Origin of the sequence: Undibacterium sp. Jales W-56 (genome assembly GCF_025548535.1) — a bacterium.
GTDB lineage: Bacteria > Pseudomonadota > Gammaproteobacteria > Burkholderiales > Burkholderiaceae_D > Undibacterium.
Map to the genome: position 1 here is coordinate 102,562 of NZ_JAJLQW010000007.1, position 18,735 is coordinate 121,296.

Annotated in this window: 18 protein-coding genes; 5 read left to right on the forward strand and 13 right to left on the reverse strand. The window is 53.4% G+C overall.

Annotated features, from left to right (window positions below):
- Positions 1-176: 176 nt before the first annotated feature.
- The 5 genes from kdsB to LPB67_RS17425 all read right to left on the reverse strand — a co-directional run bounded on the left by kdsB (position 177) and on the right by LPB67_RS17425 (position 3,346).
- Entirely contained in the window at positions 177-923 is a 747-nt protein-coding gene (gene kdsB, locus LPB67_RS17405; RefSeq protein ID WP_262838569.1) for a 3-deoxy-manno-octulosonate cytidylyltransferase, read from the reverse strand.
- 23 nt (positions 924-946) lie between these two features.
- Positions 947-1,117 (reverse strand): Trm112 family protein, encoded by a 171-nt coding sequence (locus LPB67_RS17410; protein WP_262838570.1) that lies wholly within the window; start codon positions 1,115-1,117, stop codon positions 947-949.
- Positions 1,098-2,123, reverse strand: a complete 1,026-nt coding sequence (lpxK, locus tag LPB67_RS17415) for a tetraacyldisaccharide 4'-kinase (RefSeq protein ID WP_262838571.1) — start codon at positions 2,121-2,123, stop codon at positions 1,098-1,100. The genes LPB67_RS17410 and lpxK overlap by 20 nt, the downstream gene beginning before the upstream one ends.
- Positions 2,124-2,291: 168 nt before the next feature.
- Positions 2,292-2,741, reverse strand: coding sequence for an ExbD/TolR family protein (locus LPB67_RS17420; protein WP_262838572.1), 450 nt, complete (start codon positions 2,739-2,741; stop codon positions 2,292-2,294).
- Positions 2,741-3,346 (reverse strand): MotA/TolQ/ExbB proton channel family protein, encoded by a 606-nt coding sequence (locus LPB67_RS17425; protein WP_262838573.1) that lies wholly within the window; start codon positions 3,344-3,346, stop codon positions 2,741-2,743. Before LPB67_RS17425 ends, LPB67_RS17420 begins: the two co-directional genes overlap by 1 nt.
- A gap of 1,176 nt (positions 3,347-4,522) precedes the next feature.
- On the opposite strand from LPB67_RS17425, the gene xseA reads away from it, so the two are divergent.
- The 5 genes from xseA to LPB67_RS17450 all read left to right on the forward strand — a co-directional run bounded on the left by xseA (position 4,523) and on the right by LPB67_RS17450 (position 9,750).
- The gene (gene xseA / locus LPB67_RS17430; protein WP_262838574.1) at positions 4,523-5,884 is read left to right on the forward strand and encodes an exodeoxyribonuclease VII large subunit; all 1,362 of its coding nucleotides are present in this window, start codon (positions 4,523-4,525) and stop codon (positions 5,882-5,884) included.
- A 149-nt stretch (positions 5,885-6,033) separates the two neighbouring features.
- Entirely contained in the window at positions 6,034-6,612 is a 579-nt protein-coding gene (gene sodB / locus LPB67_RS17435; RefSeq protein ID WP_262838575.1) for a superoxide dismutase [Fe], read from the forward strand.
- Positions 6,613-6,813: 201 nt separating this feature from the next.
- Complete coding sequence (locus tag LPB67_RS17440; RefSeq protein WP_262838576.1) at positions 6,814-7,689, forward strand: DMT family transporter; 876 nt, start codon at positions 6,814-6,816, stop codon at positions 7,687-7,689.
- Positions 7,690-7,937: 248 nt separating this feature from the next.
- Entirely contained in the window at positions 7,938-8,315 is a 378-nt protein-coding gene (locus LPB67_RS17445; protein ID WP_262838577.1) for a hypothetical protein, read from the forward strand.
- Positions 8,316-8,469: 154 nt separating this feature from the next.
- A complete protein-coding gene (locus tag LPB67_RS17450; RefSeq protein WP_262838578.1) occupies positions 8,470-9,750 on the forward strand; it encodes an MFS transporter in 1,281 nt (426 codons plus the stop codon).
- Positions 9,751-9,840: 90 nt separating this feature from the next.
- On the opposite strand, the gene LPB67_RS17455 is transcribed toward LPB67_RS17450, so the two are convergent.
- From LPB67_RS17455 to LPB67_RS17490, 8 genes are all read right to left on the reverse strand, one after another.
- Positions 9,841-10,968, reverse strand: coding sequence for an ABC transporter ATP-binding protein (locus LPB67_RS17455; RefSeq protein WP_262838579.1), 1,128 nt, complete (start codon positions 10,966-10,968; stop codon positions 9,841-9,843).
- Positions 10,969-11,049: 81 nt separating this feature from the next.
- Positions 11,050-12,600 carry a glycoside hydrolase family 3 protein gene (locus LPB67_RS17460; RefSeq protein WP_262838580.1) on the reverse strand — a complete coding sequence of 517 codons (1,551 nt, stop codon included), beginning with the start codon at positions 12,598-12,600 and terminating at the stop codon, positions 11,050-11,052.
- Entirely contained in the window at positions 12,597-13,427 is an 831-nt protein-coding gene (locus tag LPB67_RS17465) for a carbohydrate ABC transporter permease (RefSeq protein ID WP_262838581.1), read from the reverse strand. Before LPB67_RS17465 ends, LPB67_RS17460 begins: the two co-directional genes overlap by 4 nt.
- Positions 13,424-14,293, reverse strand: coding sequence for a carbohydrate ABC transporter permease (locus LPB67_RS17470; protein WP_262838582.1), 870 nt, complete (start codon positions 14,291-14,293; stop codon positions 13,424-13,426). The genes LPB67_RS17465 and LPB67_RS17470 overlap by 4 nt, the downstream gene beginning before the upstream one ends.
- 2 nt (positions 14,294-14,295) lie before the next feature.
- Positions 14,296-15,561 (reverse strand): ABC transporter substrate-binding protein, encoded by a 1,266-nt coding sequence (locus tag LPB67_RS17475; RefSeq protein WP_262838583.1) that lies wholly within the window; start codon positions 15,559-15,561, stop codon positions 14,296-14,298.
- Positions 15,562-15,886: 325 nt separating this feature from the next.
- Positions 15,887-16,897, reverse strand: a complete 1,011-nt coding sequence (locus LPB67_RS17480) for an SIS domain-containing protein (RefSeq protein WP_262838684.1) — start codon at positions 16,895-16,897, stop codon at positions 15,887-15,889.
- Positions 16,890-18,002: an N-acetylglucosamine-6-phosphate deacetylase gene (gene nagA / locus LPB67_RS17485; RefSeq protein WP_262838584.1), complete on the reverse strand. Its 1,113-nt coding sequence runs from the start codon at positions 18,000-18,002 to the stop codon at positions 16,890-16,892. The genes LPB67_RS17480 and nagA overlap by 8 nt, the downstream gene beginning before the upstream one ends.
- Positions 17,999-18,733 carry a GntR family transcriptional regulator gene (locus LPB67_RS17490; protein WP_262838585.1) on the reverse strand — a complete coding sequence of 245 codons (735 nt, stop codon included), beginning with the start codon at positions 18,731-18,733 and terminating at the stop codon, positions 17,999-18,001. Before LPB67_RS17490 ends, nagA begins: the two co-directional genes overlap by 4 nt.
- Positions 18,734-18,735 lie beyond the last annotated feature (2 nt).

The following is an 18,735-nucleotide window of genomic DNA, read 5'->3' on the forward strand; positions in this document are numbered from 1 at the left end:
GCGAAGCCGTGATTTTGTTCTTGGTGCTTATTATTTTTATACAAATGAGGCACTAGTAATATCACAGTATCTTTTCACGAAACTTACCACAATTTTTTATATTATTGATGCTTTGCCATGAAATCATGTGCCTGATCAAGTATTTTCATGTGAATTTCGCTGTGCTGCGTATTGCATTAATAGAATGTCCTGACCCTGATCAAGTCTTCCGGCGTATCTACGCCAGGCGCCGGACTGCTGTCTGTAACGTACACCGCAATCGCATGTCCATTCCACAACACCCGTAATTGCTCGAGGGCTTCGATCTGCTCCAGCGGCGAGACGTCCAGCGTCGGGTAAGACAATAAAAAATCATTGCGATACGCGTACAAACCGATATGTCGCAAAGGCGCATAAGCTGCTGGCAGGGTATCGCGACTCAGGGCGAAGCCATCTCTATGCCAGGGAATCGTGGCGCGTGAAAAGGTCAAAGCCCGTCCAAATTTATCCAACACGACTTTCACGACATTCGGATTAAACACCTCCTGCACATCATGTAGCGGATGCGCGGCAGTCGCCATCGGCACCTGTGCACTCACCAAAGCGGCTGTCGCGGCAATCAGGGCCGGATCAATCAGTGGCTCATCCCCCTGCACATTCACCACCACCGCATCTCTCGGCAAATCCATTAAAGCCGAAACCTCGGCAATCCGGTCGGTACCGGAGGGATGATCGGCACGCGTCATGCATGCCGGAATGCCATGCTCACGGCAAGCTGCCAGAATATCCGCATGATCTGTTGCCACCATGATTTGCGCCGCGCCAGACAATAAGGCACGCTCGGCAGTGCGCACCACCATCGGTTTGCCGCCGAGGTCGGCTAAGGGCTTATTTGGCAAGCGACTCGATGCCAGGCGGGCTGGAATAATGACGGTAAAACTCATAGACAGATCTTAGATTCCGAAAATTAAGCCGCTGGTAACTGACGGGCCTGATCTACCCACATGATGGGAATATCATCGCGAATCGGGAACGCCAGTTTATCGGCATTGCAAATCAATTCTTGCGCCGCTTTGTCGTACACCAGAGGGCTTTTGCACAAAGGGCAGACCAAGACATCAAGCAAGCGTGCGTCCATGTTGTTTCTCCGAAATCAATTCAATTATTTGTTGTGCGAAATGGGGATCCAGTTGCGCATCGACCGGCACCACCCAGATACGTGCATCTTGTCGCAATGCCGCTAGTTGACGACATTTTACTGCATCCTTTTCGGTCATCAGGATAATGTCCGAGGTAATTTGCGCAAAACTTGTGGCATGAAACGCATAGTGATCCGGCATGGGCAAGCCCTTGCATTGCACCCCTGCCGCAGCCAGCATGGTAAAAAACCGCTGCGGATTGCCGATTCCGGCGACTGCGGTGATTTCCAGCGCAGTGCTGGCAAGGTGTTGCAGTGTTTGCGTTTTTTGCGGATCGCACAATTGATAAACCGCGCCCGCCAGTAATTGCATGCGTAGGACTGGTGCATCCGCCGGAACACCGAGCGCAGGCAGCGGCGCATCGGCAGGCAGATTGACCACGGTAAAATCGCGACGCCGCTGCACTGGCTCGCGCAAAGGCCCGGCAGGTAACAGCCAGCCATTACCGACACCGCGCTGGTCGAATAAAACGATTTCCACGTCGCGCGCCAAGGCATAATGCTGCAGACCGTCGTCAGAAATAATCACATTGACTTCAGGATGCGCGAGTAGCAACATCTGCGCCGCGGCCACCCGCTGACGTCCGACGACTACCGGAGCGTTGGTTCGCGTATGTATCAACAGCGGTTCGTCACCGACGACTTGCGCCAGCGCATCGGCAGTAACCAGCGTCACGGCAGCGGCCTCAGCCGCATAACCGCGCGAAATCACGCCCGGCGTCCAGCCTGCCGCACGCAATTGCTGTACCAGATAAATCACCAGCGGGGTTTTGCCGGTGCCGCCGACAAAAATATTCCCGACCACAATCACCGGCACGGCGACGCGCGTCTGCGATTGATAGCCAAGCAAAATCAGGCCGAGGCGAAATCCAAGCAAAAACTGAAATAGTTGAGCGACCGGCCAAAACAAACATGCCCAGACACCGCGCCGCATCCAAACGCGCATCAGACCCGCTTCCCATCTTGAACGTATTGACTGCAACAGAAACTCCCGACATACTCACCTGAGTATCAATATTAAATGGCCTATTACGCACATAGAATATGCGGAACAGGCCATCAAATGGAGATACTCCCGATTTATTGTGTATTTACGACAAAATTGCGACCGCAATTATTTCGACTTGCCTGAAGCTTGGGCCGCAAAAGTCACTTTCGCCAGGCCCGCAATGCGCGCCGCTTCCAGGACATCAATCACAGACTGATGGGTGGCTGCGCGATCCGCATTGATAATCACGACAGGATCGCGTTGCGCTCCGTCTTTGCCTGCGTCCAAAGCACTGGCGGCTTGCTTCAGGTCCTGCGCCAGAGTCGCCGTATCGAGAAACGACACCGGCTGATTATTGATCTTGTAGCGACCTTGCGCATCAATGCCGATGTCGATCTGATTCGGTTTATCCTGCGCCTTTTCAGCATCTGCCGTCGGCAGTGTGATTTGCAGCTCCGTAAAACGGCTGTAGGTCGTCGTCACCATCAAGAAAATCAGAATCACCAACAACACGTCGATGAAAGGGATCAGATTGATCTCAGGGTCTTCACGTCCCTGTCCTTTACGAAAATTCATTATTTTCTCGCGTTGTGGACAGTATCAACAAACTTCACCGCCTGCTGTTCCATATCGACCACCAGGCTATCGACCAGAGCACGGAAATGGCGGTAAAAAATCAAGGCCGGCATCGCGATCAGCAAGCCAAAACCCGTGTTGTACAAGGCTACCGAAATACCATGGGCGAGTTGCACCGGATTCGCACCGGAGGCGTTTTGCGAACCGAAAATCTCAATCATGCCGACCACCGTACCGAACAGACCCATCAACGGTGCCAGCGACGCAATCGTACCCAGCGTAGTCAGAAACCGCTCCAGCTCATGCGCGACACCACGACCCGCCTCCTCTATCGATTCTTTCATGACCTCACGCGGCGCATTCACGTTACGCAAACCAGCCGCAAGCACGGTACCCAAAGGCGAGTTATTCGCCAACTGGTCAATCACTTCCTGCTTGATTTTGCCTGCGTGATACACCCGGATCACTTCATCAAGCAAAGTGCGCGGCAGGATGCGCTGACGACGCAGCGACAGACTGCGTTCAATGATTAATGCCAGCGCAATGATCGATGCAACCAGCAAAAGATAAATAGGCCAACCAGCCGCTTGGATAATGGCAAACAAAAGTGACTCCTTAGTCCTGGGTAGTGCGAAGATTATCAGGCATTACGCAAAATCATCCCAGCAAACAACACCTGCGCCAAGCTTAAAACTGAACACAACAGGCTGGCAGCACAATACCGAGAGTAGTTTTACATAAGCCCTGAGAGCAAATGAGATTCAACCCCGCAATGTAGCGCGTTGCGTGCGTGTGGGCAAGTACACAAGATGAAAATCTGCAATTAGTTTTTTCTGTTTGAGCAGGTCAGCATTTTCACTGAGTTTTGCACAAATTCTGTGTGCAAGATTGTGGATAAGTAGAGGTGAACTAGCTAAGCTTTTGATTCCACTCGATTTAATATCAATGCTACAGAATTAGGCAGCGCGTATAACTTCATTTTCATCGCAATATGCAGGCCAGTCATCAAAAGTTCTGCACAGTTTATGTGGACAACATTGTGCACAAGGCAGGCACAAGAACTTAAGTTGCTGATTTAAAAGCGATTATGCTGATGCCCAAATAAAGAGCAAAATTCGTTTTTCCGCCGGGAACCCATACTTTGTCCTCGCCTGTACCAATTTATACCCAATTTTTTGGAAAATTTTTACCCGGCCTGAGCATGAGCCGGTTTAATGTGGATAAGTCAGCATTTCTGCACATTTTTTGTGGATAAGACTGTGAAGAAGACTTGCAGATAAGATTAAGCGGTTGATTTAATTGATTTTATTTTGGATGCCCGCAAATTAGGCAAAGCGCATAAAAACATCCATTCTGGCGAAATCGACAGCTAAACGCGCCGCCCTGGGAGGCTTATCCACAAACAACGCTTACTTTTGCACATAAATTGTGGACAAGATTGTGTACAAGCATAGTGATTATCGCTAAGTCTTTGTTTTAATTAAATATTGGCTTAGTGCAAATAATTTAGGCAAGGCAAACGATTGCCATAATTCATTAAAGTACCGGGCTTTATCCACTCATACTGTGGATAACTTTGTGAACAAGATGAAGACTTATCGCTAAAGTCCTTGATTATTAAGGATTTTTCTTTTTTTCAAAAAAATGTAGAAAAATACTAATTCATTAAAAATCAATAACTTGGAAGAATATTCTAGATTGCTTTTGACATGCGCAACACTTAATGACATTCTGAGGGCCACCTCTTCTTTCTGTGGACAGCTTTTAGCTTTAAACGCTTTATGACCTTTGAATTTCATTCTTCAAGCCCAGTAACGATGCTGTCCGTGATCACAGTCTCGGCGCTGAACCAGGCAGTGGCTCAGTTATTGGAACGAAACATCCCGCTGACGTGGGTTTCCGGTGAAATATCGAATTTTACCCGCGCCGCATCTGGACATTGGTATTTCACTTTAAAGGATGCGGGCGCTCAAGTGCGTGCCGTGATGTTCCGCGGGCGCGCCCAATACGCCGACTTCATGCCACGTGAAGGTGACAAGGTGGAAGTCCGCGCGCTGGTCAGCCTGTATGCGCCGCGAGGCGATTATCAGATCAACGTCGAAGCCATACGCCGTGCCGGCATGGGTAATTTGTATGAGGCATTCCTGCAATTGAAAGCCAGGTTGGATCAGGAAGGCCTGTTCGATCCGGCACGCAAGCGTCCGATTCCGAATTTTGTCAAAACCATCGGCATCGTCAGCAGCCCGCAGGCAGCGGCCTTGCGCGATATCCTGAGCGCGCTGCAAAGACGGGCGCCGCATATTCAGGTCATTCTGTATCCGACGCCGGTGCAGGGCGAAGGTGCCGCGAATAAGATCGCGCAGGCGATTGCGACCGCGTCGGCGCGTGCAGAATGCGATGTGCTGTTGGTCTGCCGCGGCGGCGGCAGCATTGAAGATCTGTGGGCATTCAACGAAGAAATCGTCGCCCGGACCATCATACATTGCACCATGCCCGTAATCAGCGGTGTGGGTCATGAAACCGACTTCACGATTGCCGATTTTGTCGCCGATATACGCGCCGCAACGCCGACTGCCGCAGCAGAATTGGCGGCCACGCCACGCGCCGACTGGCTGGACAAGCTCACCCAATATCGCCGGCATGCAGAGCGCGCCATGCAGCGCCAATTGGCTGCACACAATCAAACCCTCGACTGGCTGACACGCCGTTTAGTCAGCCCTGTCAACGCCATCAAGGCAAAGCGCCAGAACCTGGAACGTGCCGCACAAAGCCTGCGTTACGCCAGTGCCATGCCGCGCCAGCAAGCGCATTCCCGTCTGCTGAATATGCGAACCCGGCTCCAGGCGCAGCGTCCCGACCTCGATACCGAACGTATTCATCTGCAAGAACAGCAACGCCGGTTTGCGTCCGCCTTCCAGCGACAAACAGACGCGCAACGAGGCAGACTGGGTAATCTCAGCGCCCAGTTAGAAATGCTGAATCCGCAAAGAACCCTGGAACGCGGCTATGCGATACTCAGCGACCGCAAAGGCAAGCTGATACGTTCAAATAAAGACTTGCAACCACATAGCCTGGTCTCGGTCCGGCTGGCTGACGGCACTGCGGAAATCGGCATCAGTAGCGTGCAAGCGGACCTGGACTAAGCTGGCGACGGCAAAATGCCGGCTATTTAAAAATTTTGCCGTTCTGAAGAAATTTAATCGCATTCGAAAATCACCGGATAGCTGCAAGCATGGCATTAAGCTATTACAATGAAGGTTTTCCCCGAACCACGAACAACAAAGGAAGCACAATGGAACATACCCTACCGGCATTGCCCTATGCACTGGACGCTTTAGCCCCGCATATCTCCAAAGAAACTTTGGAATATCACTATGGCAAACACCACCAGACCTATGTGACCAACCTGAACAACCTGATCAAAGGGACAGAATTTGAAAACGCTTCCCTGGAAGAGATCGTTAAAAAATCCTCCGGCGGCGTGTTCAATAATTCCGCCCAGATCTGGAACCACACCTTCTACTGGAACGGCTTGAAGCCAAACGGCGGCGGCGCACCGACCGGCGCACTGGCTGATGCGATCAATGCAAAATGGGGTTCTTTCGACGCATTCAAAGAAGCCTTCACCAAATCCTGCATCGGCAACTTCGGTTCTTCCTGGACCTGGCTGGTGAAAAAAGCTGACGGCACATTAGACATTGTCAACACATCGAATGCGGCCACGCCTTTGACCACAACCGACAAGCCATTGATCACTTGCGATCTGTGGGAACACGCTTATTACATCGACTACCGCAATGCACGTCCAAAATATCTGGAAGCATTCTGGGCCTTGGTCAACTGGGATTTTGCAGCGGCGAACCTGGCCTGATTCTGATCCGGTGTTGCTCTGCCAGCGGGCAGATCAGCACCATGCAGCAGCATGAAAAAAACCTGTGCTTATCCTCCATAAGCGCAGGTTTTTTTCATCTGTTATGTCGCCCTTTACAGAGGCGTTTCATGTAAAAATACGCTAGGTTCTTTCGATTAGCTATGCCGGTGTTTTGCCTTCTGCCGGCTTGTACCCTGTTCAATGACTTCACACAAATCCCCCCTGCTTCGCTTCGCTCCCGTGGTTTTTATTTTCATCTGGGCCTCTGGCTATGTCGTTGCCAAATACGGCTTGCCTTATGCCGAGCCATTGAGCTTTCTGTGCCTGCGCTACCTTGGCGTCATATTGTTCATGGGTGCGCTCGCCGTAGGCATGCGCGCCCCTTGGCCGGCACGCCAGGCATGGCCGCATATCGCGGTAGCTGGCGTGCTGATGCAAGCCGGTTATCTTGGCGGCGTCTGGTGTGCGGTAAAACTGGGCATGCCAGCGGGTCTGGCAGCATTGATCGTCAATACCCAACCTATTCTGACCGCGATACTCGGGCCTGCGATCGGTGAAAAAACCCAGGGCAAACAATGGCTGGGCCTAGGCTTCGGCCTCCTCGGCGTAGGCCTGGTGGTCGCAAATAAAATCTCAATGGTTGGCTTGTCCGGCGCCAGCATTGCGCTTGCCGTGATGGCCTTGCTATCGATGACCATAGGCACGCTCTACCAAAAGAAAACCTGCCCATCGTTTGATGTACGCACCGGTCAGGTAATCCAGTTTGCCGCCTCATTGCTGTTGACATTACCTTTCGCCCTGATGCTGGAAACGCAAACCATACAATGGACGCCGCAATTTTTTGGCGCCATGGCATGGTCGGTCTTCGTCCTGTCCGGCGTCGGCATTTCAGTATTGTTTATCCTGATACGCCACGGCGAAGCGACCAAGGTCACCAGCTACATGTATCTGGTACCGCCAGTCACTGCAGTGATGGCCTGGCTGATGTTTGGCGAGCGTTTTACCATGACCGCTGCAATCGGCATGGTAATCGCCTTGCTCGGCGTGGCCTTAGTGGTCAAGCCTGCGAAAACCTGAGCGTTTGCCGCTCAAGGTCGCACACCACCTATCCTGCACCACGAACCAAAGCTGACGGGGATGCGCCTGCCGGGCCGCCGCATCCTCAATCCATTGTGATCACCTCGAAACTTCATTGATATAACTTACGCAAAACCCAAAACCTCTCACCACAGAAACACAGAGACACAGAGAAAAGGCAAGAGGAAGGACTCTACAGCGTATGGATTAAAACGAACCCGCAAGCCGGGTGCGCCTGTTGGCACACAATGTCTCTGAAAGCCGCATCCAGCCTGCGGATTCAATCTGGATGGTGGCAAGCAGCTTGTGGTTTTGCGCAAGTGATCACAAAGAATAAGTTAAATCAGCAGATACCAGTTTTTACCGATGCCTTGATTCGCAGCATCCTGAGACAATCAAAATCCATAGCAAGAATTTTCAAATCACATTCTCCTCCGCCTTCTTTGCTTCATTTTTCAGCAAAAAAAATCACACCATACCAGTTGTCAAAACATCTGATTTTTCAGCAAAGCTGCAACAGTTTGCCGCATTGTGGAAAATTCCATTTAAAAGAATTAAATAGATTTAGCAAGAATTTAAACGAAAATACAATGAATTCAATCTATCGCTCATGTCAGTGGAGTTAAAGTGGCATTATTTAAATAAAACCAGTTGACCTGATTTTTACCACCTTGTATGTTGTGCGCTGAGACAAATTGGATTGCATTCTGCCACCGACTCCGTGCAGCAACGAGCAGAACCAGACTGGCAGCCAGCCGCAAACCCTGAGGGACCATCACGATGACAACTGAACAGACCACTCGCCGCCACCCTATGACCTGGGTGCCGACCCTGTACCTGGCCGAAGGCTTGCCATTCTATGCAGTCGCCCTGATTGCAGGATTGATGTACAAGAGCCTGGGCGTACCCAATGATCAGATCGCGCATTGGACTGGTCTGATTGGCCTGGCGTGGGTATTTAAATCCTTGTGGAGTCCATTTCTGGAAGCCGCCAGCAGTAAAAAAATGATCGTGGTCATTTTTCAGTTAATCGGCGGTGCCAGTCTCGGCCTAGTCGCGCTGTCATTGCAATTGCCCCTGTATTTTGCGATCAGCGTTGCCTTGCTCGGCGTGGTGGCGATCGCCTCGGCCACCCATGATATCGCTGCCGATGGCCTATACATCGCGAGTCTCAGCAATAAGCAGCAGGCGGCCTACGCGGGCTGGCAAGGGGCTTTCTTCAACGCGGCTAAATTTATCTCTCTTGGCGGCCTGGTCATCCTGGCGGGCTATCTGGAAAAACAAATGGACGCAGCGCATGCCTGGATGATTATCTTCGGCATTCTCGGCGTGATGATGATCACCTTGGGGCTGTATCACAGTTGGGCCTTGCCCGGCACAAAAAACCTGCCGATGGAAAAGTCGATGAGCGGGGTTTTCCTGACGCTCAAAGATGTGATCGTCGATTTCTTTAAAAAGCCGGGCATCTGGATTGCGATTATTTTTATCATCTTGTTTCGCGCCGGTGAAGGTCAAGTGCAGACCATCGGCCCTTTGTTTTTGCGTGATGCCAAGGAACTCGGCGGCCTCGGCCTGAGTACCGATGAAGTCGGGATTGTGTACGGCACTGCGGGCACGATCGCATTTTTGGCAGGCAGCGTGCTCGGTGGCTATTTCACTTCATGGCTGGGCTTGCGCCGCGCCCTGCCCGTCCTGATCGTCGCGATGAATTTACCGAATCTGGTTTTCGTTTTCCTGAGCACCAGCCTGCCCGGTAATCTGGCCATTGTCGCCACGGCACTCAGCGTAGAAATGTTCGGTTACGGATTCGGTTTTGTCGGCGTGATTCTGTTCATCATGCAAGTGGTCGCGGTCGGCAAATACCAGACTGCCCACTATGCCCTCGGCACCGGCGTGATGCAATTGGGTTTTGTCTTATTCAAGATGATCAGCGGCGATATTCAGGTTGCGCTGGGCTATAAGCATTTCTTTGTCTGGGCTTTGATTTCAGCCTTGCCGGTCTTGCTCTTGTCGCGTTTCTTGAACATCAAGGATGAGGAAAAAGTTATTGAAACGGCTTAATCGCAGTGTCGCCGATTACTTTAACAAAGCCATTCACTCCAGCATCAACAAAGGTGCGAGCGGTTTTATTCAGAACGTATCGAGCTTGCCTCAGCTTGTCCAGCGTCGGCAAGCCTGCCCGGATGCATCAAACAGATGGCAACGGGATAAGGGCATCATCACAGCGATCCGGCTACCTGGTTTTAGCGCAGGCAAGGTGGCGCAGACCTCCGAACTGAGTTTCATCGCAAGACTTTGTTGGTCGTTCTCCAGGCGTCCATAGATCACCGAGGCATCGCCCAGATGCTCAACGAAATCCACGTTGAGGTTCAGTATGTGCGTTGCCGCTGACTGATGTTTCTCCAGCGGCAAGCTCAGTTGCTCCGCGCGTATCCCCAGTGTGAGCGTATCGCCGGCCTGGATTTGCGCTTCCTGCACAGGCAGCGTCAGGTTGCTGCCATCGATTAAACGCAATTGCGCCCGACCGTCAGTGAGTGCCATCACTTCGGCGCTCAGGAAATTCATCTTCGGCGCGCCTAAGAATCCCGCGACAAACAGGTTCGCCGGGCGTTCGTACAATTCCAATGGCGTGCCGAGTTGCTCTATTTTTCCTGCATTGAATACGACAATACGCTGCCCCAATGTCATCGCCTCGACCTGATCATGGGTTACATAGATCATCGTGGTTTTTAACTCCTGATGCAGGCGGCTGAGTTCAATCCGCATTTGTACGCGCAGGCTGGCATCGAGATTGGAGAGCGGCTCATCGAATAAAAACAATTTTGGCTGACGCACAATCGCGCGACCGATGGCGACCCGCTGGCGCTGACCGCCGGACAGATCTTTTGGCTTGCGTAGCAGCAGATGGCTGATCTGGAGTATCTGCGCCGCCTGTTGCACAGCTTCATCGACCTGCTGCTTTTTTTGTCCTGCCATCTTCAGGCTGAATGCCATATTGTCGTAGACCGACATGTGCGGATATAAGGCGTAGGACTGGAACACCATCGCGAGGCCGCGTTTGGCTGGCGGGATGTCGTTAGCTCGTTGTCCCGCGATGAGCAGCTCGCCATCGGTGATGTCTTCCAATCCTGCGATCATGCGCAACAGCGTTGATTTACCGCAGCCCGAGGGGCCGACGAAGACCATGAATTCGCCGTCCTGGACATCGAGATCGATACCGTGAATGACTTTGGTATCGCTGTAGTGTTTGGTGATGTTGCGTAGTCGGACTTGAGCCATTTTTGTTCCGGTACTTTTTAGATTTTACGAACTGATCACGTAGGGTGCGCCATGCGCACCGCTCCGGTTACCGCAAATGCCTCAGGCATCAAAACCTGCAACCGGCAATTTGCCGCTCGCTACAATATCGCCGCGGAACCACGCTGCCACCGCCTCTACTGCCGGCGCGGCAAAGCCATACGTGATCAGCGCCGGGGCTTGTATATCCAATGACTGAAACGGATTCCATAACACCAGGTGCAAATCTGGCTTCCACTCCTGGCGAATTTTTTCGCTGTACCGCAAGCGAATGGTCGAGGCAAGTATCGTGAAGCGACCGTCATCCGGCAAAGCACCCCAGTCAAAATGATGGGCGTTATCGAATTGCACGGTATCGACATCGTAAATCTCGCTCAGCATCGCGCTGACTTTTTCGGATCGGATACCGGCTTCGGAGACGCCGTCGCTGACCACGTTGGCGCTGATGACCAGCCGCACTTTACTGCCCGGCGCTGGCGCTTCAGGATGGCGGTAAGGCGTCAATCCGCGCTTCCAGCCGTCTGCCATCAAGCGCAGGTCTTGCGCTTCGGTTTGATAGACGGTTCGCTGGCAGGGATAATGTTGCGTGAGTTTGGCGATGCGTGCCAGGCGCTGTTGCAATCCCGCCGGATCGATTTGTCCGTTTTGTATTGCCTCTGTCAACGCTGCCAGAGTCTCGGTCTGGGTTTCTCTGGTGCCCAATGCCATCACCAGGTCGGCACCGGCATCGAGTGCGATGACGGCGGCTTTGCCTGCGCCGTAGCGTCCGGCAATCGCATGCATGTCCATGCCGTCGGTGATGACCACGCCCTGGTAATGCCATTCGTCGCGCAAGATGCCGGTCAGGATTTTTTTCGACATGGTGGCGGGATAATCGGCATCCAGCGCGGGATACACGATGTGCGCGGTCATCATGGCTGGCGCATCGTTTTTAGCGATACGGAAAGGCGCAAATTCGAGTGCATCGAGTTCTGCACGCGACTTATCCACCGTCGGCAGATCACGATGCGAATCAACGTTGGTATCGCCATGTCCGGGGAAATGTTTGACGCAGCAGGCCACGCCCTCGGACAAGCTGCCTTCCATCCACGCCATCGCCAGGCGGCTGGCCTTGTGCGGATCAGAGCCAAACGAGCGCTCTGAGATCACCGGATTATCGACGTTGTTGTTGAGGTCAAGCACCGGTGCGAAATTCCAGTTAAAGCCCAGGGACCTGATGCCACGCGCCACCGCGGCACCGACGGCACGACATAGCTCTGGATCGTCGCTGGCACCCAGCGACATCGCGGCGGGTGGTTGCGGTACCCAGGTAGCGCGCACCACCGCTCCGCCTTCCTGATCAATCCCGATCAAGGCACCCGGTCCCATCACCTCACGCAGATCGGCGGTCAATTTGGAGAGCTGCTGCGCGTCGACCATGTTCTGGCGGAACAGGCACACCGCGCGGATATGATGGTCGCGTAAAAATTGCGCCATCTCTGCATCCAGCGAGGTACCCGGCATGCGTATCATGATCAGTTGTCCGGCAATTTCTTTTGCGCTTAAGTTTGCAGTTGAATTGGCAACTGGGTTGGTAATTGAGTTTGCATTCGCTTGCTTCACTTCTAAAGTCATTTCACTGCTCCATCCATGCCGCGCATAAAAAAGCGCTGGGTAAATAAAAATGCGACGAGTATCGGCGCGATCGTCAAAATAGTGCCGGCGGCAATCACCCGCGTGCTGCTGCCGTAAGTGCCGCGCAAATACAGTACGCCTGCCGACAAAGGAAAATCGTCGGGCTTGCTGATCACTATCGACGGCCAGATGTAATCATTCCAGGCTTCGACCGCGGTCAAAATCCCGACCGTCGCCAACCAAGGCGAGATCAGGGGCAGAACGATTTTCCAAAAAATAATCCACTCCGGCGCGCCATCGACGCGTGCCGCATCGATCAAGTCTTGCGGCACTTCATCGAAGGCTTGTTTCAGCAACAGAATCGATACTGCGGTCACCACATTCGGCAAGATCACGCCGGTGTAGGTATTGACCAATCCTATCTTGGTCAGGGTAATGAAGTTCACCAGAAAATTCACTTCCGACGGCAAGATCATGGTCGCCAGTATCAGGCCAAACACCAGCTTGCTGCCGCTGAAGCGCATGCGCGACAAGGGGTAGGCAGCCAGCGAACACAGCAGCAATTTCCAGCACACGGTGGACGTCGTAATCAACAGAGAATTCTTGTAAAACGCGATCATCGGGATCACGCGAAACACTTCGATAAAATTATCCAGCGACACCGCCTGCGGCATAAAGCTGGGCGGGAATTCAAAAATATTACCCTCGGTGGAAACCGCCACTACCAGCGTCCACCAGAACGGAAATACGCATAGCACTGCCAATGCAATCAGCACCGCATATTGCAAGGCAATTTTAAAATTACGCTGAACAGAATGCGCGATCATCTATGCCTCGGCCTAAGGTAACGCAGGCAAACCAGGGCAATCGCGATGCACGACAGCGACATCACAAAACTCGCCGCCAGGCCGCGTGGCAATTTCAGATGTTTCAGCCCTTGATCGTAAGCGTAGTAAAGCGCCGTGAAAGTCGAATTCATCGGCCCGCCCTGAGTCAGGACATCGACTTCCTGATAGGCCTTCAGCGCCGCCAATACCGACATGATGGTGCAGACCATGATGGTCGGAAATAACATCGGCACAGTGATCCTCCAGAAGCGTTGCCACAGGTTGGCGCCATCGAGCAGCGCCGCCTCCTGCATCTCGGCAGGGATCGATTGCAGCGCCGCCAGGTACATCACCATATACCAGCCCAGTCCGCGCCACAGCGAGACGAACATGATGGAAAAAATCGCCAGACTATCGTCCGACAACCAACCGAGCGGTCGGTTGATGGCATGCAGTTTCAACAGCACATAATTCAATGCGCCCTGATCATGAAACATGAAGCCCCACATGATCCCGACCACTGCCACCGTCGTCACCACCGGCACGTAATACGCTGCGCGAAACCAGCGGATCGCTGGCAATTGGGTATTCACCAGCGTCGCCAGTACGATCGCGCCGATCTGGATAAAGGGGACGATCAGCAAAAACAAGAGCGAGTTTTTCAGGCCGTTGACGAACATCGCATTACCGACGATATAGCGGTAATTGTCCAGGCCGACCCAATGCGTGGCCCGCACCAGACTGAAATCCGTCAAGCTCAGATACGAACCGTACAACACCGGCCAGAATGAAAACAAGGCAAGCAATAATAAAGCCGGTGCGAGGAAGGCATAGGCAAGCACATTCTGTGGTCGGAAGGCGCGCATGTTCAGTTTTTCGCCTTAATCATTGTCTGGATAGTGGCGTCAGCAGCCAGTTTTTTATTCCAGATCGCAACCGCTTCATCGAGTGCCCGCCGGATGTCTTTTTTACCGGTCATCCCCGCCTCCACCGCCTGCACCAGAAAGCGCCGCAGCTCATCGTAATCGGTGATGCCATCGACATACAGGCTGCGTGAATATTGCATCGAACCAGCAGCGACGGTCTGCGCGATTTCCGCCGCGCCGGCATGATCGGGGATCTGTGCAAAGTAAGGATTAGCCAGCGCCTTCACGGTGGTCGGCATGACCTTGGCAAGTTTGGCGAACTCTAACTGGTTCTCATCATTGGTCAGAAATTGTGCGAACTCGGCAATGGCCGGCAAGGATTTGGGATTGACGCCTTTCGGTACTGCAAAATTAAACATCCAGCCGCCGTCGGCGATGCCGGTTGGACCAAGCGGTGCAGGGAAAATCCCCGTATCCGCGTAGATTCCGGCAGAGTCGGCCTGAATCCGTTTTAAGGCGGTCGGCGCGCTGACCATCATACCCAGGCGGCCACCCAGGTAGGCATCGACGACTGCGGGGAAATTATCTTCGGCGAATAATTTATCCTTTAAAAAACCGTTCGCCTGATAAGTATCAGCAAGCTTTTTGATCAATGCCACATGCGCGGGCGAATTGAAAACGGCCTTGCCGTCTTGGATCAATGGCAAACCTTGCTGCATCAAAAAACCGTCGATCTTGCCAAGCGCAGGCGCATAGCCTGCCTTGCCGGTCTTGGCCGCGATCTGACGCGCATAGGCGAGCAGTTCGTCCATGTTTTTCGGCGCGTGCGCAATGCCTGCCGCAGCGAGGATTTTACGGTTAAAGGCAATCACATTGACGTTGCTGTAATGCGGGAAGCCATACAGCTTGCCGCGAAACCTCAGGTCATCGAGTGCGCCTTTGGTATAGACGGCTTGGTTGGGAATCAAATCATCGACTGCTTCGATCAGGCCATCCCGCGCAAATTCTTCGGCCCAGGGCACACTCAGATTGACCAGCGACGGCGGCGTGCCTGCGGCAATCGAGGTGATGAGTTTGAGTTGCAAAATATCCCAGGGGAAATCAATCCATTCAACTTTCACGCCGGGATGTTGTGTTTCGTATTTTTTGACCAGCGTTTGAAAATAGGGAATGAACTTGGGCTTTAAGCTCATGGTCCAGAATTCGATTTTTTCAGTGGCGCTGGCACTGCCGTGCGCGCAGCTCGGCAGTGCCAGAGAGATTGACATGGCGAGTGATACTGCGGCTGAGATGGCGGCCAATAAAGGCTGGCCTGAGAGTCTCACCAAAGATCGAATTTTGCCCAATTAAGCAATACTCCCCTATTTTTTATAGAAAATCAGTCAAATCCGCATATTAATATTGCGTCATAAAAATATACTAGACTGGAGTATATGATTATCGCGTTTTAAAAAAAGCACCAGGCTTTCAATTACCAGATACGTTGCATCGCTTTTACCCCCTCTCCCGCGCGCGGGAGAGGAAGCTCAAAACACAGTCAAGTTTTTTTAAATCAATTGAACAGGTGCAAGCTCATTTCACCTCTTCTTGATTTCAATTCGTCTTGGTTACCTTGCTTAAATGCCGCGGCTTATCCGGGTCCAGTCCGCGTGCAATCGACAAGTGCGCGGCCATCACATAAAACGCCTGGATCGCCACAATCGGATCCAGGTCTGGCGTCGCTGCGGTTGGCAAGGTCAGATTACGTTCCCTGACATCCAGCGGTGCCGCCAGCAACACATTCGCACCGCGACCACGCATCTCTTCGGCGAGTTTGATCAAACCAGTCTGGGCCGGGCCACGGGTTGCAAAAATCAGCAAAGGATAACCGTCGTCGATCAGCGCCATCGGGCCATGTTTGATCTCTGCGCCGCTGAATGCCTCGGCCTGGATCACCGAGGTCTCTTTAAACTTCAATGCCGATTCCAGCGCCACCGGGAAGCTGATGCCGCGTCCGACGGTCATGATGCGCAAGGCTGGCGTCAATACCTCCAGGGCATTCGACCAGTCGCAATGGGTTGCCGCATCCAGGGCTTCCGGCAAGCTTTCAATCGCACTCAGGAAGTCGGCATCGTTTTGCCAATTGCCTGCCACGCGCGCGCCGGCGACCAGCGAGGTAATAAAACTTTTGGTCGCGGCGACACTGAGTTCCGGGCCAGCATGCAAGGGCAAAGTCCATTCGGCGCTTTGCGCCAAGGGCGACCCAGCATCATTCACCAGCGCGACAGTTGACGCACCGCCTGCGCGGAAATAACGGATGGGCTCAATCACATCCGGGCTCTGGCCGGATTGCGAAATCGCAATCGCCAGCGCATCGCGTGCATGTAAAGGCGATTTGTTCAGCGTTACCAGCGACATCGGCAAGGAGGCGACGATGCGCCCCAGGCGCGACATGACCAGGTAGGCCGCATAATTTGCCGCATGATCCGAGCTGCCGCGCGCCACCGTCAATACCGATGAGGGCGGGTTATCCCTGAGGTGTTTGCCCAGCGCGACGTAGCGTTCCCGGTCCTGCGTCAATTGGTGCGCTACAAACTCGGCAGCCGAACAGGCTTCTTTAAGCATTTGCGAGGTCAATCTTTTCTCCTTCTACATACACAGCGATCAGGTTCAGTTTGCGATCGAGCACCACCATATCGGCGTAACTATCCGCCTGCAAACGGCCACGATCAGATAAGCCGAGATAATCGGCGGCATAAGTGGAGACGCGCTTGGACGCATCTGCGATATCGAGGCCGATGCTGACCAGATTGCGCAAGGCTTGATCCATGGTCAGCGTGCTGCCGGCCAGCGTGCCGTCGGCCAGACGCACACCGCCCAGGCATTTGTGCACGACCTGACGGCCCAGCATATATTGACCATCCGGCATGCCGGATGCCGCTGTCGAATCCGTCACGCAATACAGATGCGGGATCGCCCGCATCGCGGCCTTGATCGCACCGGGATGCACATGCAGCAGGTCGGGAATAATTTCAGAGAATTGCGCATGTGCGAGTGCAGCGCCGACCATGCCCGGCGCACGATGATCGAGCCGCGACATGGCGTTGTATAAATGCGTGAAACCTTTGGCGCCATTTTCTAAAGCGGCGACGCCCTCTTCATAGGTACCCAAGGTATGACCGAGTTGCACCACCATGCCCATCTCGGTCAGTGCACGCACCAGTTGCAGATGGCCTTCCATTTCCGGTGCGACCGTGATCAGCTTGATCGGTGCGATGTCGCACAAGTGCCTGACCTGTTCCAGCGAAGCGATTCTGGCAAAATCGGGTTGTGCGCCGAGCTTGCCGGGATTGATATACGGCCCTTCGAGATGGACGCCGAGCACCCGCGCCGCGCCCTTGCTTCTGGTTTCGCAGACCGGCTTTAAAGCTTGCAATGCGGCTTCCAGATCGGCCATCGGCGCGGTCATCGTGGTTGCCAGCAAACTGGTGGTGCCGTGCCGCGCATGCATGCGCGCAATCACTTCGACGGCATCGCCCGCTTCCATGGTGTCTTTGCCGCCAGCGCCGTGCACATGCAAATCGACGAAGCCGGGCAAGATGTACGCGTGCGCATTGTGCGCCGGATCAGTTGGTGCGCCATGAATGGCGCTCACGCGTTCAGCAAAATCGATGGCGCCATTGACCCAACCTGCTGATGTCAGGATATTGCCTTGCAAAGTTCCGCTCATCTGAACAACTCCGCAACAAAATCATAGTAATCGCTGCGGCAATACGAATGCGTCAACTCTACCGCGGCACCGGTCGGCAGGTAGCCGACGCGCGTGATATACAGCATCGCCGCACCTTGTTTAATCCCGGCCAGTTTCGCTTGCTCAGGGCTCGCATTGACGGCGCGGATGTGCTGCAAGGCGCGAGTCGGCGTGACGTTATTGGATTCGAGATAACCGTACAAGCTGTCAGTCACCAGTTTAGGATTCGGCAAATAAATCGCCGGGATCGTCGTGCTCTCAATCGCCATCACAACATTGTCGGCCGTGCGCAGACGCTTTAAACGCGACACCACGGTATTCGGCGACAAGCCCAGCGACAAAATTTCTTCCGGCGCGGCGATACCGGTCTCACGCGAAATCCATTGTGAACCCGGCACAAAACCGCGCTGCCGCAGCTCTTCACTGAAGTTGGTCAGGCGCGATAAAGGCTGCTCCAGTTTCGGCGTAATGTAAGTGCCCGAGCCATGCTTGCGGGTCAGCAGTCCACGCTCGCATAACATGTCGATCGCTTTGCGTGCGGTGACGCGTGAAATATCGAGCGCTTCAGATAACAGGCGCTCCGAAGGCAGCGCCTCGTCGGGTTGCCAGATACCGCCATGGATGCCGGTGGCGAGCTTGTTCGCCAGTTGCAGATACAAAGGCGTGGAGCTATTGCTATCCGGTTTGAAATCGCTTAATTGCGCCTGCATAA